The following is a 24952-nucleotide window of genomic DNA, read 5'->3' as shown; positions in this document are numbered from 1 at the left end:
CCGGCCAGCGTCAGCGCGACGAGCGCAAGGGCGAACAAGGTTCGTTTCATCGCTCGCCCTCCTCAAGCCCAGTGACCGCGGACCCAGACCCAGCTCGGTCCGCGCTGCGTCCAGTGGCCCGGCTCCCAGTGCATGCCGATGCGCTCGATTTCCCAATGCCCGGCGATCCACTCGTAGCGGCCATGATCCCAGCGCCAGTGACCGCGATCCCACACGTAGCCGACGCGCGGCTCGGGCACGATCTCGTAGCGCACGGGCGGCGGCGCGATCGGCGCAACGACGACGACTTCGCGCACGGCCGGCTCGACGACGACGCCGGGCGCCGCCTGCGCGACGAGGATTTCGTCCGCGCTCGCGGCAAGCGGCGCGGCGAGCGCGACAACGCCCGCACCCGCGACGACGAACGGCAGCACGACACGACGAAGAGAGAAAGACATCACGACCTCCGAGAACGGTTGAACACGCAACGAGAGCGTATCCATTCAATGCTCAGGAGGGCATAACGGCGGACAGGCGCCGCGTTACCGCGGGCCCGAAAGTGCAACGAGAAGTAAGCGCGCGCGGCGGCCATGCGCCGCGCGATGCGGAAGAAAACGCGTCAGGCTTGCGGGATCTCGATCTTCACTTCGAGCACCTCCAGATCGTCCTGGCGCTCGAGGCTCACGCGGATGTCATCGTTCGAAATCTTCACGTATTTCGAAATGACCGCGACGAGCTCCTTTTGCAATGCGGGCAGATAATCGGCGGGCGGACGGCCGCCCACGCGCTCGTGCGCGATGATGAGCTGCAAGCGCTCTTTCGCGACAGCCGCGGACTTCTTTTTCTCGCCGAGCAGAAACGACAGAATCGACATGACGCGCCTCCGTTACTTGGTGCCGAAGAGGCGTTGCAGCAGGCCCGGCTTCTGATAGTCGGTGAACCGCAGCGGCTTGTCCTCGCCGAGGAAGCGCGCAACGATGTCCTTGTAGGCTTCCGCGACGTCGGTACCGTCGATATGGACGGCGGGCAGGCCCTGGTTCGACGCGTGCAGCACGGCTTCGGACTCCGGCACGACGCCGATCAGCTTGATGCGCAGGATCTCGGTGATGTCGTCGAGCGACAGCATCTCGCCTTCGTTCACGCGCTTCGGGTTGTATCGGGTGATGAGCAGGTGCTCCTTGATCGGATCCTTGCCTTCCGTCGCGCGCTTCGTCTTCGACGACAGGATGCCGAGGATGCGGTCCGAGTCGCGCACCGACGACACTTCCGGGTTCGTCACGATGAGCGCCTCGTCGGCGAAGTACATCGCGTGCAGCGCGCCCGACTCGATGCCCGCGGGCGAATCGCAGACGATGAACTCGAAGTCCATCCCGATCAGGTCGTTGATGACCTTCTCGACGCCCTCGCGCGTGAGCGCATCCTTGTCGCGCGTCTGCGACGCCGGCAGGATGTGCAGGTTCTCGCACTTCTTGTCCTTGATGAGCGCCTGGTTCAGGTTCGCTTCACCCTGGATCACGTTGACGAGGTCGTACACGACGCGGCGCTCGCAGCCCATGATGAGGTCGAGGTTGCGCAGGCCGACGTCGAAGTCGATCACGGCCGTCTTGTGACCGCGCAGCGCGAGACCGGAAGCGAAGCTCGCGCTCGTCGTCGTCTTGCCCACGCCGCCCTTGCCCGAAGTCACCACGATGATTTTTGCCATTTACCTACCCTGTGTTCGTCAATGAGGACCGACCGACCCGATTGTTGCGCCACGCGTGTCAGGTGAGGCGCAGCGGTTCGATCATCAGTTTTTCCTGTTCCAACCGGATCTGCACCGATTTGCCGAGCACGTCGGCCGGCAGCGGGTTCTCGGTGGTCCGATAGATGCCCGCGATCGAGATCAGCTCCGGTTCGAGACACGTGCAGAAGATGCGCGCGTCGTGATTGCCGTGCACGCCCGCGAGCGCGCGGCCGCGCAACGGCGCGTAGATGTGGATGTTGCCTTCCGCGATGACTTCGGCGCCGTAACTGACCGGGCCGAGCACCACGAGATCTCCCTTCGCGTAAATCTGTTGTCCGGAACGCAGCGGCTTGTCGATGACGAGCGTCGCCGATTGCGGCGCGACGACGGGCGCGACGGGCGAACCCTGCGCGCCCGCGTCGACGCCGGACGGGCCGGCTTCGGCAAAGAGCGCGACCTGCCCGGCGGCCGGCGTGTCCTGCTCCGCCGGCTGCTCGGGCGCGTCGCCCGCTGCCTTCGGTGCCGGCGCGCGCCGGTCGCGCGCCTCGAGAAGCGGCAGGCCGGAACCCGCCGCCCACGTGTGCTGCCCCGGCTGCGCGACGACGCCGATCGCGCGCATCCGCACGTCGTTCAGCATCCGGCGAATGTCGTCGAGCGGGACGCGCTCGCCGTCCGCAAGCCGGCGCACGTCGATTGCGACGACGTCGTCCGCGAAGAATTCGGGAGTCGCTTCGAAACGCTTGACCAACTCGGCGCGCAACGCATCGAGGTCGGCGGTTTTCACGATGAACAGCAACGTGTCGACCGAACCGCTGCGCAGTTCGAAGAATGGCGATTTTTTAAGCGACATGGACGTTCTGCAAAAAATTTTTGCGTATTTTACAGGCGTCCACGCCCGGGGCCATCATTTTTGGGCGCGCCCGAAGCGCGCATTGCGGGCCGCCCGGCCGCAACGCCCCGCCCGGGCGCGGCAAGGAGGGTCCGGGATCGGCGCGCACGCGGCTTACGCGTGCTCGCGCGAAACGAACAGCGACTTCATCGCGCCCGGCACACGGGTGATCGGCGCGCGCTCGCCGGTATCGACAAAGCCGACGTGTTCGTAGAAACGGATCGCGCTGCGGTTCTGATCGGCGATCCACGCGTAGATCCCGACGGCGCCGCGCGCGGCGAGCCACGCGCGCGCCGTGTCGACGAGCAGCACGCCGCCGCGCAGATGACGGACCGCGTGCGCGACCCACAGCTCGCTGACGAACGCGCGCCGCGCGGGCGTGTTGTCGAAATACGCGCCGATCATGCCGGCCGGATGGCCTTCGGTGTACAGCACGAACGTGGTCGATTCGTCGGACGTCGCGCGCTGCTGCGCGATCGCCGCCGCTCTCGCCGCGTCGACGGCCAGCTCGGCTTCCGGCGTCTCGCCGCTCGCATAGGGCTCGCGCAGCGAGGCGGCGCGCAGTTCGCGATACACACCGCCCTGATCCGCGGCAATACGACGAACAGTCAAGGTCGAACTCATGCAGGCACAGTCCCCTTCGGACAGCAAGCCGTTAGCTTCAACCGAAAGCGGGGCATGAGTCAAATCGTAATTTTCGAATGGCTGCGGAATGTCGCGGGAAAGCGCGATATCGCGCGTAGTTTCGCGTTTATGCGGCGGCGCAGCAATATTGCAATGAACCGATTGATTCGGCGCGTCGCTCGAACGCGGGCAAGGGCGTCGTGCGTTCGATCGACGTAGTCCTCGACCGTCGCGCGCGCACCGCTTCGATTCGACGAGTTGTCCTGATCTCACGCCATTCGTTCGATCGAAGCGGGTCAGAAACACGCGGGCGCCTCCACGTTGTGCACGCTTTCGTTCCGATGCAAATCGGATCTTTCGACACGAGCCGACCGGCGGAATGTGCCCACCCCGCCCGTCCCCTTTATTCGCTTCGGCTTCGACGAAGAATTAAGCACGCGACGACGCGCAGCCGCGACGCTCTTGTGCGGCGCATCAAAGCAAAAAAGCCGACGCGGATCCGAGTTCCGCCCGGCGCGAACGATTCGTGAAATCACGCCGACTCGCGGAGCTTCGTCATGTACGCGCAATTGGGCGGGTCGGCCAAGCCGCACTACGTCCCAAGCGCCGGCAACGTCGTGATCTAAGACGACGAGGTGACCGACAGCAGTCAAACGCTCCTTCCCGCGTGCAACCTTGCCGGAACGCGCGACGCGGCACCGACGGCGTCAGCCTTTCGCCGGCTCGGCGGCGTGCCGATCGGCGTCGCGATGCGCGGCATTGCGAGCGCATCGATGCTTGTCGGCATCACGCGGCCTCGACGCACCCGCGCCGTCCGACCGGAAGCGATCCATTCATGCGCCGTCCAGTCCGGTTGGAAATAGCGACAAAAACCCCCGCACGTCAACGAAGAACACGCGCAAGCACGAGCCGTCGTTCGGCAGGGAGGTGGCGACGCGGTGCTCATCTAGCGGCTGACGCAGGACAAGACGACGCGCATCGATTCGGATCTGTCGTTCCTGCGAGAGCGAAAACCGTGGGGCATGAAAAGACCCGCATGCCACGGGCTTTATCTTGGATACGTCGCGAGACCATGTGCGCCGTCGACGCGCGATAAATCGGTTTGCGCACGCACTGGCAAGTGCCGCGACGATAGTCGCGCGTTTACCCGAGGCCGTTACAAAGATGAATCATTTTCGGATTCGTCGGGCAATTCGCGGAACCCGCTCGTGCCTGCGCCCATAACGCGCCCCCTCGCTATTCCAGCGCGATCCGCCTCTCTCCTCCTGCCTCGCCGAACGGCGCGCCCGCCTCATGTTTCATGATTGAAACCATTCTGTCTCGCCTACACCTTCGCGATCCGTTGCGCCCCAATGCCACCTTGTGCCAATCAAGAAATAGTCGAGTTGGCCCACTCCTTGCGTTCACTCTCGCACACGAATCGGGAATTGCGAAGCCTGGCGCCCGAACCATCAATACAGGCAATGAAACACCATTAGCAGACCGGGGAAATCATGTCCAAATTCACATCGGCCATCATTCGGCCATTTGCTCGCGCCACCCATCCTATTGCGCATCGTATCGCGTCGCTCGTGCGGCGAAGCACGCGCGATCGCGAATGCGTCAGCACGGCCTACGAGCCGGCCAGGCGTCAAGAAGTTCACACGCAATAGACGATAACCGGAAAGTCATTTCCGGAATCCGACGCTCACCACGTGGACAACCGTGCCCGATCCGGCTGTTTAGCCGCCGACGGCGATCAAGCTCGACACCGAGTCTGCCATAGGGATGGTCGCGATGTCGCGTCCCCGACAGTCCGCAGACCTTGCGGCGAACGCGTCGACGACGCGCGGTGAATCGAGCGGTGCATTCCAACGTAACGGAGGTGACTCAAGCAAAACACGACCAATTTCCAATGCAATTCGAAGATCCCATTTTGCATACGGACGATCGACGCGCCATTTCGAAGAATGGTTTCGACTTACCGGCTGCGGAATTCGACACTTAACAGGAGAAATTCATCATGAAGCAATCCTCACTAATCAAGCTTGCAGTCGCGGCGGCGTTGGCTTCAGTCGCGGCCGTGGGCTCCGCCACGACCACCACCACGACGTTCGGCGTTTCAGCCCAGGTCAACGCGACGTGCCTGATCGACTCGGCAAGCGCGCTGACCTTCCCCGCTTACACGCCGGGCACCGGCGATCAGGCCGCGACGTCGACGATCACGGTCAGGTGCACGAACGGCACGAGTTTCAACATCGGATTGAATGCGGGTACGACGTCCGGCGCGACCGTCGCCAACCGCATCATGACGAGTGGTTCGAACCAGCTCAGCTATTCGCTGTACCAGGATGCGCAACACGCATCGGTGTGGGGCAACACCCCCACGAACGACACCGTCAACGGCACGGGCGCAGGGATGACCACGGCCAATGCAATCACCAAAACGGTCTACGGCAAGGTCCCCGACCAGCCGAATGCGGTGCCGGGCAGCTACGCAGACACGGTAACGGTCACCGTGACGTTTTAATGCAAGGCCCAGGAGGGCTTGCGGCGTCCAATGCGCGAGCCCTCCCTCCCGAGCAGCGACTACGCTCGCACAGACAGCGTACGTGAGAAGCGCAGTGTTGCCGAATGACTCTGATACGTGTGGAATGACCATGAAACAGAATGTTCGTGAACTCGCAAAATGGATCGCTGCCGTCGCGCTCGCTACGATATGCGTTGACAGTCAGGCAACGAACTTCACCGTCTCTCCGGTTCGGGTCGAGCTTTCCGCAGCGCGCACGAGTGCCGCGCTCACGGTCAGAAACGAATCGCCCGACGAACCTGTGATCGTTCAACTGCGCGCTGTCGCCTGGTCCCAGAACGCAGGCGACGATGTCTACGCGACCACCGGCGATTTGCTGGCGGCCCCGCCCATTTTCACCATCGCACCCGGCAGTTCCCAGGTCGTGCGCATCGGCCTGCGGCATCCGCTCAGCGCCGATCGGGAGATCAGCTACCGGCTTTATCTGCGGGAAGTGCCTCCCGCACCGAAACCAGGTTTCGCCGGCGTGCAAATTGCCCTCGAAATGAGCCTGCCGATCTTCATCAAGCCCAAGGCCACCACTGCGCCGCAGTTGCATTGGAAGACGGACGGGCGGGCGGACAGCACTGGAACGCTCAGATTGCGCGTGACGAACGACGGCACTGCTCATGCGCAGGTGGCGAACCTCATCGTCGTCGCGCCGGGCAGCGATCGGCCCATCGCCACGCATGCGGAGTTTGCCTACATTCTGCCTGGCCAGACCCGGCAGCTGGTGTTCAAACGCGGCTCCGGTTCGGCACCAGCTGCCGCCGCCGGGCTGCATTTGGTGGGCTATTCAGATGCTGGCGATATCGATTCGACCATTGCGCCTGACGACCGCTAAAACGGCCGGCCTGCTCGCGATCCTGATCTCGACCCTGATGAGCGCGGAAATGACACTCGCTGAAGAACGTCTCTCGGTTGACACGCAAACACAGCCCATGACGAGCGAGGCGAATGAGTTGCTGTTCCAGGTCGACATCAATCGGCAAGGCCTGGATGAAACGGCGACGCTGATCAAGGCGGGCAACGGCGACTTCTATGCATCGGCCGACGACCTGAAGCGCTGGCGGCTCAAGCTGCCCGCAGCTCAGCCGCTCGTCGTCAATGACGTGCGGTATTACTCATTGAAGGCGATCGCGGGTCTTGCCTACACCGTCGACGAACGAAGCCTGGTGATCGCGATCACTGTTCCCGCGCAGGCGTTCGTCGGTACGTCCTTCGACGAGACGGACAAGAACCGGCCGCACGCCGTCGCTCCAGGAATCGGCGGCTTCTTCAACTACGATTTGCTGGTGGAGCGGGCCGCGGGCCAAACGCATGGTTCGGGTCTGTTCGAACTCGGTTTCTTCAACCGATTCGGGGTAGGCGTCGGGTCGTTCCTCGCCGACGACTCGGGCACGACACGGCGTTTGACGCGCCTGGAAACCACCTGGACCGTCGATCGGCCGGACAAGCTCGCCAGCCTGCGAATCGGCGACGCCATCAGCCGGCCCGGCATGTGGGGACGTGCCGTACGGTTCGGCGGCATTCAATACGCAACCAACTTCCTCACGCAGCCGGGTCTCGTCACGATTCCCTTGCAGGGCGTGAGCGGTCAGGCCGTGCTGCCGTCGACCGTCGACGTCTACGTCAACAATGCGCTGACATCCAGGCGCGACGTCGCGCCGGGCCCCTTTTCGATCAGTAACGTGCCGGTCGTCACCGGCCAGGGCGACGTGCAGGTCGTCGTGCGCGACATCATGGGGCGCGAGCAGGTCATTACCCAGGCCTTTTATGCGAGCTCGAATCTGCTCGCGAAAGGGCTGCAGGATTTCTCTTTCGAGCTCGGATCGGTGCGGCGCGACTTCGGCCTCGCAAGCAACGACTACGGTCGATGGTTCGCCAGCGGAACGTATCGAAAGGGTTTGACGAGCTGGTTCACCGGCGAGCTGCATGGCGAAGTCGAAGCGTCCCAGCAAAACGTCGGAGTGGGCGGCGTCGTATTGGCGCCGCCGTTCGGCGTCGTCAATGTATCGATGGCGGCGAGCCGCAGTCCGGCCGGCCCGGGCGCCCTCGCCACGATAGGCATCGACAGCGTGACGAGCGCGTTCACCGTTGGCGCGCACGCGCAGTGGGCAACACCGCATTTTGCGCAGCTCGGGCTCGATCCGGGCGTGCCCGCACCGAAGCTCCTGACGAGCTTCAACATCGGCGTGAGCATGGGCCGCTTCGGCTCCGTGGGGCTCGCCCACGTGTTCGTCGACAATCGCGACCACAACCTGATTCAACTGATGTCGTTGAGCTACAACGTTCAACTGGGGCGTGCCGGCTTCATGAGCATCGGCGTCAGCAAACCACTGAGCGGCAACGGCGCGACGACGGTCGGCATGACATGGACCCTGCCGCTCAACAACCGGACGAGCGCATCGGTCACGATGACGCGGCAACAACATTCAACCGAGTTTCTCGCGCAAGTGCAACGCAGTCTGCCGGTGGGCGACGGATTCGGATACTCGGTGCAAGCGGGCAACAACATTCAGGACGCCAGCGCCAGCGTGCAAACCCGAGTCGGCACGTACAACGTCGAAGTGGCGGCGAATCGCGGACGGGCCGGCGTGCGGGCAAGCGCGGCAGGCGGCGTCGCCTTCGTCGACGGCACGCCGCGTCTGTCGCGCCAAGTGACGGACAGCTTCGCGCTGGTCAAGGTGCCGGGCTTTCCCAATGTCGGCGTCTATGCGGACAATCAACTGGTTTCCCACACCGATGCCAATGGCCTCGCGCTCCTGCCGCGGCTGCGCGCGTACGAAAGCAATCCGATCTCGATCGAGCAGGCCGATCTGCCGTTCGACGCGAAGATCGGCACATTGAAGCTCGACGCCGTGCCTTATTTCCGCAGCGGCATGGTGCTCGAGTTTCCGATCACACGTTCACACGGTGCGGTGCTGACGATCGACCTCGAGAACGGTGGCCACTTGCCGGCCGGCGCGACCGTCAAGGTCGCGGGACAGACGGAGGAATTTCCGGTCGGCCACGACGGCATCGTCTATCTCACCGGATTGTCGGAACAGAACCGCCTGCAAGCAACCTGGCATGACCAGCAGTGCGACATGACCGTGCGTTTTCCCGCTGGCGACGATCCTCTGCCGGACCTGGGAACCCATCTATGCAAGGGAGTCAGACCATGAGACATCGCAACCATCCCGAGCGGGCGCACCGGCAGGCGATCTGTCGTGCTGCGGTCGCGGCGCTTGCAGCCGGTGCGGCGGCGCTCGCCGCGCCACCGGCGGTGGCCGCCTTGAGCTGCACCATGAACGCGCCGTCGACGATGGTTTTCGGCACGTACGACACGATCAATGCAGCCACGACCGCAATAACGATTTCCGTGAACTGCACCGGCAACGGCAGCGCGACCCCCACGGTGGCGGCCAGTGCAGGAGGCGGTTCGTACTCGAATCGTCAGATGACCCGCACGGGCGGCAGTAATCTGTTGAGCTACAACCTGTACATCGACAGCGCGCACACCATGATCTGGGGCGACGGCATCAGCGGCGGTACGTCGACGATTTCATTCGGCAAGCTCAACAACGTCTCGTCCGCGAGCGCGACCGTATACGGCCTGATTCGCGGAGGCCAGAACGTCGTGCCGGGCGCATATGCCGACCACACCATTACGATCACATTCAGCTACTAGGCGGCAGATCGCGCGGGGTCGGGCACGGACCACGACTCCACTTGCAGCGGACCGCCGCGGCGGACAACGACGACGGGTGCAGACCATGAATCAAACCGATAGAACGAACGCGACCGGATCGCGGTGCGAACGGAGCGAACGGACAGGCGCAGCGAGCACACCGGCAAGGCGAATCGCTCCACGGATCAGTTGGATGCTCGTCAGCACGGCGGCGTTATCGATTGCCCTGCTCGCCGCCCCGCCGTTGCGGACCGAGGCGAAACAAGCGAATCGATCGCTGTCGGTCGGCGCATCGGTCCAACCGTACGTGCGAATCACGGTAACCAATCCGAGTCGCCTGGTGATCACCAACAAAGACAGCAACCAAGGCTTTACGAGCGTGCCGGACAAAGACAATAGCAGTGGCACGCAGCTTGCCGTTCAGACCAACGACCGTGCTGGCTACGCGCTGCTGGTTCAAGTCTCTCCCGTCGGCCAGTCACTCTTTAGCTCGATCGAGATCAGCGGATTCGGCAAGACTGCCGTGCTGCCGGCGACGGGCGGGATAATCACGGTGCCCTACACCGCAATCAACACGAACTTCACGCTGACCTATCGCTTCATGCTCGCAAAGACGGCAAAGGACGGCACCTATGCGTGGCCCCTTACGTTTACCGCGCAGCCGACTCCGTGACGTTCCGCGCCCGGCCGTATCCGAGCGCGACCGCCGCGCTGGTGCGGAGCGCGCAATATCAGGATGCCGATGTGATTTTTCGGGTGCAGCCGACCGTGAAGGCAAGCACGATCGACTCGACGGTTACGGAGGAAGTCCGCGATTTCTGCGCACTGCGACCGGCGTCAACGTTTCGCCGACGAAGAACATGCGCAAGCTCGAATCGTCGTTCAGCGTCGAGAATGGCGACGCGGCACTCATCGGCGGGCTGACGCAGGATAAGACGACCTGTATCGATTCTGGTCTGTCGTCGTTCCTGCCTTCATGAATGAACGGATATTCGAGCGGCAGTAGTCGCACAGAAACCCACCTGCTCCTGCAGGTGAGAAAGCTGTAGGGCATGAACAAGCCCGCATGTCGCGGGCTCTTTTTTGACACTGAGGACGCTGTACGCCGTCGATTGCAACGCGCCGGCTTCCGCCTGGAGCAAGCGGTTGTGAGGTCGGGTTGAACTCGTCTGGCCGCGGCCCTATTGGGCGCTAAAGGGCATCGTCCCCAATGAAGACAGCACGTAGGTTCCATTCGCAGATAGATATGAACGGACACCCGTCAACAAGATTTGTCCTTGCTGCGTCATGACGCCGCTCCAGCTGTCCTGGATGCAATAGGGCCAGTTGTTGGGCCGAATATTCGCGATAAACGCGATGCTGTTTTGCGTGATAGCGGGATTGCCCACGTAGTTCCAGATTCCCGCAAACACGCTAAAGGTCTGCTGTCCCTGCGGCGTGTATGTCGAGACATAGCTCCCGCCGAACGTTCCGTGTCCTTCGTTCGCGTTGGCGATCGTCAGAGTGAATGCGCCGTCCTGGGATTTATAAGTGCCATTGATGTTCATGTGATTCTCCTTTTACCAAGTACCCATACATTAGGAACATCTGAAGGGGGCAACAAGCGTGGCATGCCAGATGGTCCCGCCTACCGCCCTCTGTTCTATTGAGCCGTACTCGCATTGACGGTGCAACTACCAAAAATGACGGGGGAATCACATGTCGTTGACCCTGGTCTCGCTGCCGCCATGTGCAGTCGTGGAGCAGCCCCCTGAAACGCCGGACATAGCCTCTCACTTAAACTAGCGGGTAGGCATAAGACTGTGTTTTTGACTAACACCAGGCAGGAAGTGATGGAAGTGTTGACGGGCCCGGAGCGTCGGCGGCGCTGGACGGCGGAGCAGAAGCTGGCGATGGTTCGCGAGAGTTTCGAGCCGGGGAAGTCGGTTTCGATGGTTGCGCGCCAGTACGGCGTGAACCCAAACCAGCTGTTCCACTGGCGCAAGCTGTACCAGGACGGGAGCCTGTCAGCGGTCAAGGCTGGTGAGGAGGTGGTCCCGGCATCGGAGCTGGCCGATGCACTCAAGCAGATTCGCGAGCTGCAGCGGATGCTCGGCAAGAAGACCATGGAGAATGAGATTCTCCGCGAAGCAGTCGAGTATGGCCGAGCAAAAAAATGGATAGCGCTCTCGCTCTCGCTGCCGGAGGACGACCAGTGAAACTGGTTTGTGAAGTTCTCGGCGTGTCGCGCTCGAACGTTTCGGCACGACTGTCGCGTCCGGCGACGTGGCGCGATGGCCGTCAATCGCGGCAGACCGACGATGCGAGCGTGGTCGAAGAAATCCGCCGAGTCGTCGGCGATTTGCCCAGCTATGGCTATCGTAGGGTGTGGGGCTCGCTACGCAATGAACGCATTGCTGCCGGACAGGTGCCGTTCAATGCGAAGCGCATCTATCGCATCATGCGCACTCGTGGTCTGCTGATGCAACGTCGTCCAACTGCGCCTCGGCCGCAGCGTCGGCACGATGGCAAAGTGGCCGTGCCGCGCAGTAATCAGCGTTGGTGTTCGGATGGCTTCGAGTTCCGCTGCGACAACGGCGAACCGCTGCGAGTGACGTTCGCGCTGGACTGCTGCGACCGCGAAGCGATGAGCTGGGCGGCTACGACGGCAGGCCACAGCGGCGACATCGTGCGCGACGTGATGCTCGCTGCAGTGGAAAATCGGTTTGGCAACGAGTTGCATACGCCGTCCGAAATCGAGTGGCTGAGCGACAACGGTTCGGGCTATACGGCCGACGATACGCGCCGGTTCGCAGCGGCCCTCGGCCTGAAGCCATTGACCACGCCGGTGCGCAGCCCCCAAAGTAACGGGATGGCCGAGAGCTTCGTGAAGACGATGAAGCGCGACGAGCCTGTCAGATTTTTAGTGTGCCGAGGTCATGAGACGATAACGGAAATAATGTCCTATGACCGAAGCAACCGTGACCAAGAAGAGCAAGAACCCGAAGGCACCGAAGCTGTTTCCCGATGAGCTGATCGATCAGTTGCTTGCCCAGGTTCAGGGCAAGGATGCCGAGTCGATCCTGGGCGAATCGGGGCTGGCCGGCCAGCTCAAGAAGCAACTGGCCGAGCGCATGCTCGCGGCCGAGTTGAGCCACCATCTGGAAGCCGAGACCGAGCAAGGCAGGGCCGGTAACCACCGCAACGGCACCAGCCCCAAGACGGTCCTGACGCCCAACGGCGAACTGAAGCTGGATATTCCGCGCGATCGACAGGCGACGTTCGAGCCGCAGTTGGTCGGCAAGTACCAACGCCGGCTGCCAGGCTTCGACGACCACGTGATCAGCATGTATGCGCGCGGCATGAGCGTTCGCGAGATTCAGGGCCATCTGCTGGAACTGTACGGGTTGCAAGTCTCGCCCGACCTGATTTCGACGGTCACCGACGAGGTGCTGGCCGACGTCGAACAGTGGCAGCAGCGGCCGCTCGAGGCCATGTATCCGATCGTGTACTTTGACGCGCTGCGGCTGAAGATCCGCGACGAAGGCACGGTCAAGAACAAGGCGGTCTATCTGGCGCTGGGCATCCGCGCCGACGGCCGCAAGGAAGTACTGGGTTTGTGGATCGAGCAAACCGAAGGCGCCAAGTTCTGGCTGAAGGTCTTCAACGAGCTGAAGAACCGCGGCTTGCACGACATCCTGATCGCGGTGGTCGATGGGTTGCGCGGCTTCCCCGAAGCGATCGAGGCGGTCTATCCGGCCGCCCAAATCCAGACCTGCATCGTGCATCTGATCCGCAATTCGCTGAATCTGGCGAGCTGGAAGGATCGCAAGCCGCTGGCTGCCGCGATCAAGCCGATCTATCAAGCCGCCACGGCCGAGGCGGCGGCAGCGGCGCTCGACGCCTTTGCGCAAAGCGAGTGGGGGCGCAAATTCCCTACCGTCGCGGCCATGTGGCAGCGCCAATGGGAACAGGTAATCCCCTTCTTCGCCTATCCGCCCGAGGTGCGTCGAATCGTATATACGACAAACGCTATCGAGAGCATGCACATGCAGTTGCGCAAGATCGTCAAGAACCGCGGCCACTTCCCGAGCGACGAAGCCGCCAGCAAACTGCTGTATCTGGCCTTGCGCAACATCGAAAAGGATTGGAAGATGCCGCCTATCACCTGGCGGCAAGCAGTCAATCAGTTCGCCATTCTGTTCGGCGAGCGATTCACCTCCGCCATCAGCTGAGATTTTTAACCGGCCTCAGCACACGAAATTCCTGACACGTCCAGCGCGACTACGTTGCCTTCATGCCGAAGCCGGACGCAGCGACTGCTGCACGCAACTTGGCCATCGCGTTCGAGCATTACAACGAAAAGCATCCCCATAGCGCACTGAAGTACTGCTCGCCTCGCGAGTTCCGGCGCTCAATGGATTCAGCAACCTTAGTGTGATGCTGTGTCCGGGATTACAGGGTCAACTCCAGACAGGGTCGAGCGCGCCCATTGCATTACCCGCCGCCGTGCGCATAAACGATAGCTGGCTGCCGCGACCCGCAGTCTCCCGTGCCGAATGGCCAATAGGCCCGCACGCGAATCTGCCGCCCGTCGCGCACGGGCACCTCGAAGATTTCCGTGCGATAGACAGCTTCCGTGAGGCGGACATATTGCAGTCAGACCTCAGCCTGCGTGAGCGGTGAGTTGCCTCGATGGCAGTCTCTTATTCGCTGACAACACATCGAGACCACGGACATCTTTTCCGAAAGACAACAACAGCTGTGGGCTCTCAGAAAAGGTGTCTTTGGTCCCCTAGACAGATCAAGGACTTGGACATCTTTTTTGAGACGATTGCATGCTGGGTAATACCCCCGTTTTCCACGGCAGGCAGAAGTAGAAACTAAGCGGCCATGGCCAGCCGCTGCTTCGGGGTAAAACCGCCCAATGCCATATTCGGGCGCTCGTGATTGCAAGAAGCGCTAACAGAATGATTTTTGAAGGTGTCGCCAGCAGATGATGCAGGCGGCGATTTTCATGAACGCCTCGTGTATGGAGGCAAGGCGCTCGAATCGAATGCGCAGGCGTCTGAAGTTGTGCAGCCACGCGAAGGTGCGCTCGACGACCCACCGGGTCTTGCCGAGGCCGCTGCCGTGGGGCTCACCACGGCGTGCGATCTGCGTGGCGATACCGGCAGCGTGCAAGGGCTTACGATATTTGTCGTGGTCGTAACCGCGATCGGCCTGCACAACGACGGGCTTTGACAGAGGCCTCCCGCGCTTGCCACGAATGGGCGGAATGGCCTCGATCAGAGGCAGCAGTTGGGTGACGTCGTTGCGATTGGCACCCGTGAGGATCAGCGCGAGCGGGATGCCCTGCGCTTCGGTAACGAGATGGTGCTTTGAACCGGGTCGCGCCCGATCAGTGGGATTGGGTCCTGTTTTTGACCCGATCCCACTGCACGAATGGAGGACGAATCGATAACCACACGCGACCAGTCGATGCGATCGGCTGCACGAAGTTTCGCCAGCAATACTTCGTGCAGCCGGTCCCAGACGCCCGCCTGTTGCCAGTCGCGCAGTCTGCGCCAGCAGCTCATGCCCGAGCCGCAGCCCATTTCCTGCGGAAGCATTTCCCAGGGAATACCGGATTGCAGCACAAACAGGATGCCGGTCAGCACGGCGCGATCGTCCAGCGGCTTGCGGCCCGGGTATCGCGTACGGCGTGACTTCGGTGGAGGCAGCAGTGGTTGGATCAGTGACCACAGTTCGTCATCGAGTATCGGTTTGGCCATGGCCTCCTCGTCAGCGAAACAACGAAGAGGTTAACAAAACGCGCGGCGGGTTAACAGCCCCCAAACACTCATTTTGTTAGAGTTTTTTAGGAGCAAGTTGGGCGGCGCGCGATGCACGGCACCAGCGCAGTTCCAGCGCCATCCCAGAACCCCTGTCTGCACCATGGCCCGCTTGAGAGTCTATTCGTGAGCCGGAAAACAAAAAACCCCGCAAGTCATTGACTTTACGGGGTCTTTCGCATGCATCTGGCGGAAAGGGTGGGATTCGAACCCACGATACGGTATAACCGTATACCGGATTTCGAGTCCGGCGCATTCGACCTCTCTGCCACCTTTCCTTCTTTCGCTCACCGGTAGGTCGCCCCGGCGAAGCGAAGATTATAGAACAACTCTTCGCAGACTTCCAAGTTTTTTCTTCAAATATTTCTTGAAGCCACTCGGGCGCCCACTCAGGCCGCGTTCGACGGCGCGTCGATCCGCTCGACACCGCCCATGTACGGCCGCAGCGCGACAGGCACCGTCACCGAGCCGTCGGCGTTCTGGTAGTTCTCCAGCACCGCGACGAGCGTGCGGCCGACCGCGAGGCCCGAGCCGTTCAGCGTATGCACGAGTTCCGGCTTGCCCTGCGCATTGCGGAACCGCGCCTGCATCCGGCGCGCCTGGAACGATTCGGTGTTCGAGCAGCTCGAGATCTCGCGATACGTGTTCTGCGCGGGCAGCCACACTTCGAGGTCGAACGTCTTCGCCGCGGCGAAGCCCATGTCGCCCGTGCACAGCGTGATCACGCGGTACGGCAGCTCGAGTTTCTGCAGGATCGTCTCCGCATGGCCGACCATCTCGTCGAGCGCCGCATACGACGCCTCCGGCGCGACGATCTGCACCATCTCGACCTTGTCGAACTGGTGCTGGCGGATCATCCCGCGCGTGTCGCGGCCGTAGGAGCCCGCCTCCGACCGGAAGCACGGCGAATGCGCGGTCAGCTTGATCGGCAACGCGGCCGCATCGACGATCGTGTCGCGCACGGTGTTCGTCAGCGAGATTTCGGATGTCGAAATCAGGTATTGCGTGACTGTGTTCTCCGCCCCGCCCTTCTCGACGCGGAACATGTCGTCCGCGAACTTCGGCAGCTGGCCCGTGCCGTACAGCACGTCCGGATTGACGATGTACGGCGTGTACGTCTCGCTGTAGCCGTGCTGCAGCGTGTGCGTGTCGAGCATGAACTGCGCGAGCGCGCGATGCAGGCGCGCGATCGGCCCGCGCAGCACCGTGAAGCGCGCACCCGACAGCTTCGCGCCCGTCTCGAAATCGAGGCCGAGCGGGGTGCCGACGTCGACGTGATCCTTCACGTCGAAATCGAACTGTCGCGGCGCGCCCCAGCGGCGCACCTCGACGTTCTCCGTCTCGTCCCGGCCGACGGGCACGCTCTCGTGCGGCAGGTTCGGCATCTGCAGCATCAGGTCGGACAGGCGCGCCTGGATCTCGTCGAGCTTCACCGCCGACGCCTTCATCTCGTCGCCGATGCCGCCCACTTCGGCCATCACCGCCGACGTGTCCTCGCCCCGCCCCTTCATCGCGCCGATCTGCTTCGAGAGGCTGTTGCGACGCGCCTGCAGTTCTTCGGTGCGGGTCTGGATCGCACGGCGTTCCGCTTCGAGCGAGGAGAACGCAGCGACGTCGAGGGTGTAGCCGCGATCGGCGAGGCGCTTCGCGACGCCGTCGAGGTCTTTGCGCAGCAACTGGATGTCGAGCATGGGAGGACAGGAAAATCGTTGTGTAAGACGCGAATTCTAACGCACCGCGCGCCCGCCACGGCGCACGCTCGACGGGCGGCAGCGCAAACGCGGCGCCGCCCATGGCAATATCGCGCTGCCGGCTTGCGCATCGCGTGCCGGGAAGCCGCTTTGCATGGGACCAGAGTAAGCGCTCAGGCGCCAACGCTGGCCGACACCGGAGAATCGATGGCCATCGAACTGGACAAGGACGTGCGCGACCAAGCAATCGCGTCGCTGCAACGCTATTTCGCCGAGAACATGGACGAGCCGATCGGCAACATCCAGGCCGGCGCGCTGCTTCATTTCTTCGTCGAGGAGATCGCACCGGCGATCTACAACCTCGCGATCGCCGATGCTCAGGAGCGCCTGCAAGCGCGCGTCGCCGAGCTCGACATCGAATGTCACGAACCGCCGTTCGAATACTGGAAGAAGCAGCCGGGCCGCAAGCGCTGACGTCGGCCGGCCGACGCGCTAATCCTTCTTGCCGGCGTCCTTGTCGAGCTCGCGCAGCCAGGCGAGCTTGTCGGCGATCTTCGTCTCGAGCCCGCGCGGCACCGGCTTGTACCAGCGCGGCTCGCGCATCCCGTCCGGCAGATAGGTCTCGCCCGCCGCGTACGCGTTCGGCTCGTCGTGCGCATAGCGGTACGCGTGGCCGTAGCCGAGCTCCTTCATCAGCTTCGTCGGCGCGTTGCGCAGATGCACCGGCACCTCGCGCGACTTGTCCTGCCGCACGAACGCCATCGCCTCGTTGAACGCGTTGTAGCCGGCGTTGCTCTTCGCCGCGCACGCGAGATAGAGCACCGCCTGCGCGAGCGCGAGCTCGCCCTCCGGCGAACCGAGCCGCTCGTAGGTCCCGGCCGCGTCGTTCGCGATCTGCATCGCGCGCGGATCGGCGAGGCCGATGTCCTCCCACGCCATCCGCACGACGCGCCGCGCGAGGTACTTCGGATCGGCGCCGCCGTCGAGCATCCGGCAGAACCAATACAGCGCGCCGTCCGGATTCGAGCCGCGCACCGACTTGTGCAGCGCGGAGATCTGGTCGTAGAAGTTGTCGCCGCCCTTGTCGAAGCGGCGCGCGTTCATCGTCATCGCGCTCTCGACGAACGCCGCGTCGATCGTCGTCACGCCCGCGGACGTCGCCGCCGTCTGCGCCTGCTCGAGCAGGTTCAGGAAGCGCCGCGCGTCGCCGTCCGCGTAGCCGACGAGCGTGTCGACCGCCTTGTCTTCGAAGGCGAGCCCGGCGAGCGCCGTGTCCTGCGCGCGCGCGAGCAGCTGGCGGAGCTCGTCTTCCGTGAGCGACTTGAGCACGTACACCTGCGCGCGCGACAGAAGCGCCGAGTTCACCTCGAAGCTCGGATTCTCGGTCGTCGCGCCGATGAACGTGACGAGCCCCGATTCGACGAACGGCAACAGCGCGTCCTGCTGCGCCTTGTTGAAGCGGTGGATTTCGTCGACGAACAGGATCGTGTGGCGGCCGGTGCGGTTCAGCGTGTCGCGCGCCTGATCCATCGCTTCGCGGATGTCCTTCACGCCGCCCAGCACCGCGGACAGCGCGATGAACTCGCAATCGAACGCGAGCGCGGTCAGGCGCGCGAGCGTCGTCTTGCCGACGCCGGGCGGCCCCCAGAGGATCATCGAATGCGGCTTGCCCGATTCGAACGCGAGCCGAAGCGGCTTGCCTTCGCCGAGAAGATGCGTCTGGCCGATCACGTCGGCGAGCGTCTTCGGGCGCAGCGCCTCGGCGAGCGGCCGGCGCGGTTCGACTGCAAACAGGTCGGACATGGACCTTGGCTCCCACGAAAAACGATGGCGGCACGCATTCGCCGCCGGACCGGACATTATGACAGCCGCGCGGCGCGACGCCACGCCCCCGGCCGCGCCGCCCCGAAGCGAACCGGGCCCGCCATCGCTGGCGGGCCCGGTCGTCGGTCGATGAGGCGCGAGGCCGGCCGCGCTCAGCCGGTCACGACGTCCGCGCCCTTCGGCACGACGAACTTGAACTGGTCGGCCTTGAGCGGCGGATTCGTCTGAATATTGGTGAACGTGAGGAGCGTCACGTTGCCGAACACGTCGTGCAGCTCCATCGCGGCGAGCACGCCGTTCCTGAAGCCGATGCCGATCCGCTGGAACTGCGTGTCCTGCGCCTTCGGCACCATCTCGAGCCAATCGATCCCGCCCTTCTCGCCGGCGTCGCGCAGCGTGTAGTTCTTCTCGAGATCGTTGCTGCCGAACAGGATCGCGGCCGGGCTCGCGCCGAGCGCGCCCGCGAGCTTGCGCTCGGTGACCTGGTTCAGGTCCTTGTCGTACACGTAGAGCTTGTCGCCGTCGGCCTGCAATACCTGCTGGTACGGCTTCTGATACGTCCAGATGAATTTGCCGGGCCGCGAGAACACGAAGCTGCCGCTCGAGTTGTCGGTCGGCTTGACGGTCGGCACCGCGCCGCTCGCCGCCTTCGACGGCGCCTTGACGATCTGCTGCGTGAAGTCGCCCTTCGCCGCGTGGACCTTCGACACGAACGCCCTCAGCTGCTCGGTGCCGCTCGCGAACGCGTGCGACGCGACGAGCGCGAGCGCCGCGCCGGCGAGCGCCGCGCGCAACGTGCGTGCGAGCGTGCGCTTCGGCGCAAGACCCGAACCGGTGTGAACTGCCAACGACTGATGCTGCATATTGAGGTTTTCTCCGTAGACGGCCGGCGCACCGTCGACCGACCGCGCCGGCGCGGATTCATTCGGCGTCGCGCGCGGGCACGAGGATTTCGCGATTCCCGCTCGACGACATCGCCGACACGAGCCCGGACTGCTCCATCTGCTCGAGCAGCCGCGCCGCGCGGTTGTAGCCGATCCGCAAATGGCGCTGCACGAGCGAGATCGACGCGCGCCGGTTCTTGATGACGATCTCGACCGCCTGGTCGTACAGCGGATCAGACTCGCCGTTCGCGTCGCCCGTTCCCGCGCCCGAGCCTTCGTCGCCGTCGACCGTGCCGCCTTCGAGGAGGCCTTCGACATAGTTCGGCTCGCCGTGCTCCTTCAACCTCTCGACGACGCGGTGCACCTCGTCGTCCGACACGAACGCGCCGTGCACGCGCACGGGCAGCCCGCCGCCGGGCGGCAGGTACAGCATGTCGCCCTGGCCGAGCAGCGATTCGGCGCCCATCTGGTCGAGAATCGTGCGCGAATCGATCTTCGACGACACCTGGAACGCGATCCGCGTCGGCACGTTCGCCTTGATGAGGCCCGTGATCACGTCGACCGACGGCCGCTGCGTCGCGAGAATCAGGTGGATGCCGGCCGCGCGCGCCTTCTGCGCGATCCGCGCGATCAGCTCTTCGACCTTCTTGCCGACGACCATCATCAGATCGGCGAGCTCGTCGATCACGACGACGATGTGCGGCAGCCGGCCGAGCGGCTCCGGATCGTCCGGCGTCAGGCTGAACGGATTCGGGATCTTCTCTTCCCGCTTCTTCGCGTCTTCGATCTTGTTGTTGTAGCCGGCGAGGTTGCGCACGCCAAGCTTGCTCATCAGCTTGTAGCGGCGCTCCATCTCGGCGACCGTCCAGTTGAGCGCGTGGCCCGCCTGGCGCATATCGGTGACGACCGGGCACAGCAGATGCGGAATCCCTTCGTAGACGCTCATTTCGAGCATCTTCGGATCGATCAGGATCAGGCGCACCTGCTCGGCGCTCGCCTTGTAGAGCAGCGACAGGATCATCGCGTTGATCCCGACCGACTTGCCCGAGCCCGTCGTGCCGGCGACGAGCAGGTGCGGCATCTTCGCGAGATCCGCGCACACGGGCTTGCCGCCGATGTCCTTGCCGAGGCCGATCGTGAGCATCGACGGCGCGTCCGCGTAGACCTCGGAGCCGAGGATTTCGGACAGGCGCACGGTCTGGCGGCGCTGGTTCGGCAGTTCGAGCGCCATGTAGTTCTTGCCGGGGATCGTCTCGACGACGCGGATCGACACGAGCGACAGCGAGCGCGCGAGATCCTTCGACAGATTGACGATCTGGCTGCCCTTCACGCCCGTCGCGGGCTCGATTTCGTAGCGGGTGACGACGGGCCCCGGATACGCGGCGACGACGCTCACCTCGACGCCGAAGTCCTTCAGCTTCTTCTCGATGAGGCGCGACGTGAACTCGAGCGTGTCGGCGGAGATCGTCTCCTGCGACACGGACGCGGGATCAAGCAGCGAGATCGCGGGCAGCGTCGAATCGCCCGGCAGATCGGTGAAGAGCGGCTGCTGGCGCTCCTTCTCGGCGCGCTCGGACTTCGCCGGCGTGACGACGGGCGGCACGATCGTGACGGGCTCGTGCTCCTCGATCCGCACGCGCTCCTCCTCGACCTTGCCTTCGCGCTTGACGGCCGCGGCCTCGCCAAGCTTGCGGTCGCGCTCGGCCTCGCGGCGCAGCTTCGCGAGCGTGAACGCATTGATGATCGCGTCGCCGACGCGCTCGGCGACCGACAGCCACGAAAAGCGGAAATACAGCGACAGCCCGATCGCGAGCGCGATCAGAAGCGCGAGCGTGCCGCCCGTGAAGCCGAACGCGTGCGACACGCCGCGCGCGACCGTCTCGCCGACGACGCCGCCCGGCGCGCGCGGCAGCTGCACTTTCAGCGACCACATCCTGAGCGCCTCGATGCCGTCGCTCGCGAGCAGCACGAGGACGAACGCGAAGCCTTCGGCGAGCCAGCCCGCCGGCTTTTCCGGCTCGTCGGGCAGCGCGTCGTGCCGGGTGATCCGGCGGTAGCTCGCGGCGACGCGCCGCCCGAGCAGCACGATGAGCCAATAGGCGGACAGGCCGAAGAGCAGCAGCATGATGTCGGCCGTCCACGCGCCGACCCGCCCTGCCCAGTTTGCGATGTGATCGACCTGCGCGGCGTGCGTCCAGCTCGGATCGCGCCGGCTGTAGCTCAGGAGCGCCATCAGCAGGAACGCGAGCAGCGCGACCTGGAGGATCCAGCGGATCTCGGTCAGTAGGCGCGACATGCGATGCGGCAGCGCTTGGGCCTGAGCGGTGTAAGGTGCTTTTGCCATGAATCCGTCAAGAGGGGCGATGAGGCGGCCTGCGCGCGGCAGGGCCGCCGATCGTTCGGTCCGATCTATTGTAAACGCTGCGCCGCCGCGCCAAGTGTAAATGACGGTAACGCCCGGCCGGTTCGCGCCGGAAATGTGCACGCGCTACCACAGACGGACGCGGCGCGACGCTATCGCGCCGATTGAAAAGTCCATTCGGCGGCGCAGCAAGCAGGCCTTTATAATGCGAGCTTTGCACCCATCTGCGACGGTATCCCGCTCGCAACGTGCCGCCCGGCGGCGTCATCCGCCCGGCCGGCCGCTTTTTACGGATCCTGCACATGTCCACGCCCAAACACGCGAAAGTCCTGATTCTCGGCTCCGGCCCCGCCGGCTACACGGCGGCCGTCTATGCGGCCCGCGCGAACCTGTCGCCCCTCCTGATCACGGGCATCGCGCAAGGCGGCCAACTGATGACGACGACCGACGTCGAAAACTGGCCGGCCGATCCGGACGGCGTGCAGGGCCCGGAGCTGATGCAGCGCTTCCTCGCGCACGCTGAGCGCTTCAACACCGAAATCGTGTTCGACCACATCCACACGGCGAAGCTGCACGAGAAGCCGATCCGCCTCATCGGCGACTCGGGCGAATACACGTGCGACGCGCTCGTCATCGCGACGGGCGCGTCCGCGCAGTATCTCGGCCTGTCGTCGGAAGAAGCGTTCATGGGCCGCGGCGTATCGGCCTGCGCGACCTGCGACGGCTTCTTCTACCGCGGCCAGGACGTCGCCGTCGTCGGCGGCGGCAACACGGCCGTCGAGGAAGCCCTCTACCTGACGGGCATCGCGAAGAAGGTCACGGTGATCCACCGCCGCGACAAGTTCCGCGCGGAGCCGATCCTCGTCGACCGTCTGCTCGAGAAGGAGAAGGAAGGCGTCGTCGAGATCAAGTGGGACCACGTGCTCGACGAAGTGACGGGCGACGATTCCGGCGTGACGGGCGTGCGCATCAAGCACGCGAAGACGGGCGCGACCGAGGACGTCGCGGTGCAGGGCCTCTTCATCGCGATCGGCCACAAGCCGAACACCGACATCTTCAAGGGCCAGCTCGAGATGAAGGACGGCTACATCATCACGAACAGCGGCCTGTCGGGCAACGCGACGGGCACGAGCGTGCCGGGCGTGTTCGCGGCGGGCGACGTGCAGGACCACATCTACCGTCAGGCGATCACGAGCGCGGGCACGGGCTGCATGGCGGCGCTCGACGCGCAGCGCTATCTCGAAAGCCTGCACGACCGCAAGTAAGCGCGCCGCGCGGCGCTACAATGGCGTCGCCGCGCGCCGCCTGCCGGGTCTGGAACACCACAGCCGCTGTGCATCGCGCAGCGGCTTTTTCATGTCCGTCGGGCGAAACCGCAGCGTCGGCGCGCCCGCCCATCCGCATCCGATTCATCATGGCGAAGAACCAGCCTCATCCGAGCGACCCCGCGAAGCGGCAAGCCGCCGCACGGGCCGTCGAACCGACTCCCGCGCCCGCGAGCCCGCCTCCGCCGCCCGCCGCGCTCCGCGGCCAGGGCCTGGCCGGGCTCGGCGCGCTGCGCGCGACGCTCGCGGGCGAATCCGAGCGCCGCACGCGCGAAGCGGCGCGGGCGAAACAGGCCGCCCGCCGGTCCGCCGCGGACGCCGATCTGTTCCGCCGCGAGATCGGCGAGATCACGCCGCTCGCCGCGCCGCCGCGCGCCGAGAGCGGCCGCCCGCCGCCCGAGCCCGTGCCGAAGCACACGCGGCAAGACGAGGAAGCGGTGCTGTCCGAGACCTTGTCCGACGAATTCGATCCCGAGACGCTGCTCGACACCGACGAGACGCTTTACTACCACCGCCCCGGCGTGAGCCGCGACGTCGTGCGCAAGCTGAGAAGCGGCGCGTGGATCGTCCAGGCGCAGCTCGATCTGCACGGGATGCGGCGCGACGAGGCGCGCGATGCGCTCGCCGAATTCATCCGCGAAGCGGGCAAGAAAGGCCTGCGCTGCCTGCGCGTGATCCACGGCAAGGGGCTCGGCTCGGCCGGCAAGGAGCCGGTGCTGAAAGGCAAGGTGCGCGCGTGGCTCGTGCAGAAGGACGAGGTGATCGCGTTCTGCCAGGCGCGCGGCCACGACGGCGGCGCGGGCGCGGTGCTCGTGCTGCTTCAGCCGTCTCCGGCGCCGAGTGGCGACCGGCGGCCGCGTGCATCCTAGGCTCACGCTCGCGATCGCGGTCCTCGAGGCGATCGCGACCCTCGCGTTCGCTATCTCGGGCTTCGTCGAGGCGCGCAAGAACCGGCTCGACTCGGTCGGCACGTTCGTCGTCGCGCTCGCGACCGCGTTCGGCGGCGGCACGATGCGCGACGTGCTGCTCGAGCGGCGTCCGTTCTATTGGGTCGAGCATCAGGGCTACGTGATCGCGATCTTCGGCCTGTCGCTCGTCGCGCCGCTCCTGCTCAGGATGGCGTCGCGGCTCTCCGCGGAACGGCTGCTGCTCGTCGCCGACGCCGTCGGCCTCGGCATCTTCAGCATCTCCGGCACGTCGATCGCGCTCGACGCGCAAATGCCGTGGTTCGTCGCCGCGATGATGGGCGTGACGACCGGCGTCTTCGGCGGGATCATCCGCGACGTGCTGTGCAACGACATCCCGCTGATCCTGCGCGATTCGCGGCCCTATGCGACCTGCGCGTTCGCCGGCTGCTGGGTCTATCTGCTGCTCGTCTGGCTGCGCATCGATGCCGTCTACAGCGTGCTCGCGGCGACGGGCTTCATCCTCGTCGCGCGGGTCGTCACGTACAAGCTCGACATTCGGCTGCCGCACTAGCCGCGCACGATGCGCGGAACAAAAAGGGCGGCCCGTGCACGCACGGCCGCCCTTCTCTTCCCTTACTTCGTCCCGCCATCGCCCGGATCACCTGCGATCGACATAGCGGCGCACGGCGAACGCTTCGCGCAAGCCGCG

20 protein-coding genes, 1 tRNA gene and 3 pseudogenes are annotated in these 24952 nt (G+C 64.3%); 12 read left to right on the top strand and 12 right to left on the bottom strand.

Features of this window, described 5'->3' with window-relative positions; genetic code table 11:
* Positions 1-62 precede the first annotated feature (62 nt).
* The 5 genes and pseudogenes from BG90_RS12380 to BG90_RS12360 form a co-directional block, all read right to left on the bottom strand.
* A complete protein-coding gene (locus BG90_RS12380) occupies positions 63-482 on the bottom strand; it encodes a YXWGXW repeat-containing protein (RefSeq protein ID WP_025989947.1) in 420 nt (139 codons plus the stop codon).
* A 116-nt stretch (positions 483-598) separates the two neighbouring features.
* Entirely contained in the window at positions 599-853 is a 255-nt protein-coding gene (minE, locus tag BG90_RS12375; protein ID WP_004186076.1) for a cell division topological specificity factor MinE, read from the bottom strand.
* A 12-nt stretch (positions 854-865) separates the two neighbouring features.
* The gene (minD, locus tag BG90_RS12370; protein WP_010105678.1) at positions 866-1681 is read right to left on the bottom strand and encodes a septum site-determining protein MinD; all 816 of its coding nucleotides are present in this window, start codon (positions 1679-1681) and stop codon (positions 866-868) included.
* A gap of 58 nt (positions 1682-1739) precedes the next feature.
* Positions 1740-2552, bottom strand: a complete 813-nt coding sequence (gene minC, locus BG90_RS12365; protein ID WP_010116574.1) for a septum site-determining protein MinC — start codon at positions 2550-2552, stop codon at positions 1740-1742.
* Between the two features lie 153 nt (positions 2553-2705).
* A pseudogene (locus tag BG90_RS12360) lies at positions 2706-3465 on the bottom strand (GNAT family N-acetyltransferase).
* 1752 nt (positions 3466-5217) lie between these two features.
* On the opposite strand from BG90_RS12360, the gene BG90_RS12355 reads away from it, so the two are divergent.
* The 5 genes from BG90_RS12355 (at position 5218) to BG90_RS12335 (ending at position 10109) form a co-directional block, all read left to right on the top strand.
* A complete protein-coding gene (locus BG90_RS12355; RefSeq protein WP_025989948.1) occupies positions 5218-5724 on the top strand; it encodes a Csu type fimbrial protein in 507 nt (168 codons plus the stop codon).
* A 124-nt stretch (positions 5725-5848) separates the two neighbouring features.
* On the top strand, positions 5849-6607 hold the full coding sequence (locus tag BG90_RS12350) for a fimbrial biogenesis chaperone (RefSeq protein ID WP_010116577.1): 759 nt from the start codon (positions 5849-5851) through the stop codon (positions 6605-6607).
* On the top strand, positions 6588-8930 hold the full coding sequence (locus BG90_RS12345; RefSeq protein WP_232355036.1) for a fimbria/pilus outer membrane usher protein: 2343 nt from the start codon (positions 6588-6590) through the stop codon (positions 8928-8930). Before BG90_RS12350 ends, BG90_RS12345 begins: the two co-directional genes overlap by 20 nt.
* The gene (locus BG90_RS32630) at positions 8927-9436 is read left to right on the top strand and encodes a Csu type fimbrial protein (protein ID WP_232288895.1); all 510 of its coding nucleotides are present in this window, start codon (positions 8927-8929) and stop codon (positions 9434-9436) included. The genes BG90_RS12345 and BG90_RS32630 overlap by 4 nt, the downstream gene beginning before the upstream one ends.
* A 193-nt stretch (positions 9437-9629) precedes the next feature.
* A complete protein-coding gene (locus BG90_RS12335) occupies positions 9630-10109 on the top strand; it encodes a hypothetical protein (RefSeq protein ID WP_010116583.1) in 480 nt (159 codons plus the stop codon).
* A 508-nt stretch (positions 10110-10617) separates the two neighbouring features.
* Here the strand turns inward: BG90_RS12335 and BG90_RS12330 are convergent.
* On the bottom strand, positions 10618-10983 hold the full coding sequence (locus BG90_RS12330; protein ID WP_010105699.1) for a hypothetical protein: 366 nt from the start codon (positions 10981-10983) through the stop codon (positions 10618-10620).
* Positions 10984-11268: 285 nt separating this feature from the next.
* Between BG90_RS12330 and BG90_RS12320 the strand changes: the two are divergent.
* The 3 genes and pseudogenes from BG90_RS12320 to BG90_RS32625 all read left to right on the top strand — a co-directional run.
* Positions 11269-12323 (top strand): annotated as a pseudogene (locus BG90_RS12320) (IS3 family transposase); the annotation flags it as partial.
* 58 nt (positions 12324-12381) lie between these two features.
* Positions 12382-13650 carry an IS256 family transposase gene (locus tag BG90_RS12315; RefSeq protein ID WP_045568149.1) on the top strand — a complete coding sequence of 423 codons (1269 nt, stop codon included), beginning with the start codon at positions 12382-12384 and terminating at the stop codon, positions 13648-13650.
* Positions 13651-13688: 38 nt separating this feature from the next.
* Positions 13689-13856, top strand: a pseudogene (locus BG90_RS32625) (integrase core domain-containing protein); the annotation flags it as partial.
* A 521-nt stretch (positions 13857-14377) separates the two neighbouring features.
* Here the strand turns inward: BG90_RS32625 and BG90_RS32620 are convergent.
* The 3 genes from BG90_RS32620 to serS all read right to left on the bottom strand — a co-directional run bounded on the left by BG90_RS32620 (position 14378) and on the right by serS (position 16940).
* Positions 14378-15189 (bottom strand): IS5 family transposase gene (locus tag BG90_RS32620; protein WP_181911579.1). Its coding sequence is split into 2 segments (ribosomal slippage): positions 14378-14841 and positions 14841-15189, totalling 813 coding nucleotides; the frame shifts between segments, so codons are not numbered across the junction.
* Positions 15190-15436: 247 nt separating this feature from the next.
* Positions 15437-15527: transfer RNA gene (locus BG90_RS12305), tRNA-Ser, on the bottom strand.
* A gap of 111 nt (positions 15528-15638) precedes the next feature.
* Positions 15639-16940, bottom strand: a complete 1302-nt coding sequence (gene serS / locus BG90_RS12300) for a serine--tRNA ligase (RefSeq protein ID WP_010116593.1) — start codon at positions 16938-16940, stop codon at positions 15639-15641.
* Between the two features lie 207 nt (positions 16941-17147).
* Between serS and BG90_RS12295 the strand changes: the two genes are divergently transcribed.
* Positions 17148-17414 carry a DUF2164 domain-containing protein gene (locus tag BG90_RS12295; protein ID WP_010105701.1) on the top strand — a complete coding sequence of 89 codons (267 nt, stop codon included), beginning with the start codon at positions 17148-17150 and terminating at the stop codon, positions 17412-17414.
* A gap of 18 nt (positions 17415-17432) precedes the next feature.
* Here BG90_RS12295 and BG90_RS12290 read toward each other — a convergent pair whose 3' ends face one another.
* The 3 genes from BG90_RS12290 to BG90_RS12280 all read right to left on the bottom strand — a co-directional run bounded on the left by BG90_RS12290 (position 17433) and on the right by BG90_RS12280 (position 21992).
* Positions 17433-18743 carry a replication-associated recombination protein A gene (locus BG90_RS12290; RefSeq protein WP_010116594.1) on the bottom strand — a complete coding sequence of 437 codons (1311 nt, stop codon included), beginning with the start codon at positions 18741-18743 and terminating at the stop codon, positions 17433-17435.
* A gap of 173 nt (positions 18744-18916) precedes the next feature.
* Positions 18917-19627 (bottom strand): outer membrane lipoprotein chaperone LolA, encoded by a 711-nt coding sequence (gene lolA, locus BG90_RS12285; protein ID WP_010105704.1) that lies wholly within the window; start codon positions 19625-19627, stop codon positions 18917-18919.
* Positions 19628-19685: 58 nt separating this feature from the next.
* The gene (locus BG90_RS12280; protein WP_010116596.1) at positions 19686-21992 is read right to left on the bottom strand and encodes a DNA translocase FtsK; all 2307 of its coding nucleotides are present in this window, start codon (positions 21990-21992) and stop codon (positions 19686-19688) included.
* Between the two features lie 320 nt (positions 21993-22312).
* Between BG90_RS12280 and trxB the strand changes: the two genes are divergently transcribed.
* The 3 genes from trxB (at position 22313) to BG90_RS12265 (ending at position 24814) form a co-directional block, all read left to right on the top strand.
* A complete protein-coding gene (gene trxB / locus BG90_RS12275) occupies positions 22313-23275 on the top strand; it encodes a thioredoxin-disulfide reductase (protein ID WP_010116597.1) in 963 nt (320 codons plus the stop codon).
* 149 nt (positions 23276-23424) lie between these two features.
* Positions 23425-24204 (top strand): Smr/MutS family protein, encoded by a 780-nt coding sequence (locus tag BG90_RS12270; protein WP_045568148.1) that lies wholly within the window; start codon positions 23425-23427, stop codon positions 24202-24204.
* Positions 24194-24814: a trimeric intracellular cation channel family protein gene (locus BG90_RS12265; RefSeq protein WP_010116607.1), complete on the top strand. Its 621-nt coding sequence runs from the start codon at positions 24194-24196 to the stop codon at positions 24812-24814. Before BG90_RS12270 ends, BG90_RS12265 begins: the two co-directional genes overlap by 11 nt.
* Positions 24815-24952 lie beyond the last annotated feature (138 nt).

This window comes from Burkholderia oklahomensis C6786 (assembly GCF_000959365.1).
GTDB classification, from domain to species: Bacteria; Pseudomonadota; Gammaproteobacteria; order Burkholderiales; family Burkholderiaceae; genus Burkholderia; species Burkholderia oklahomensis.
Note: the sequence above shows the minus strand (reverse complement) of the source record. Positions and strands in the feature narration are given on the sequence as shown.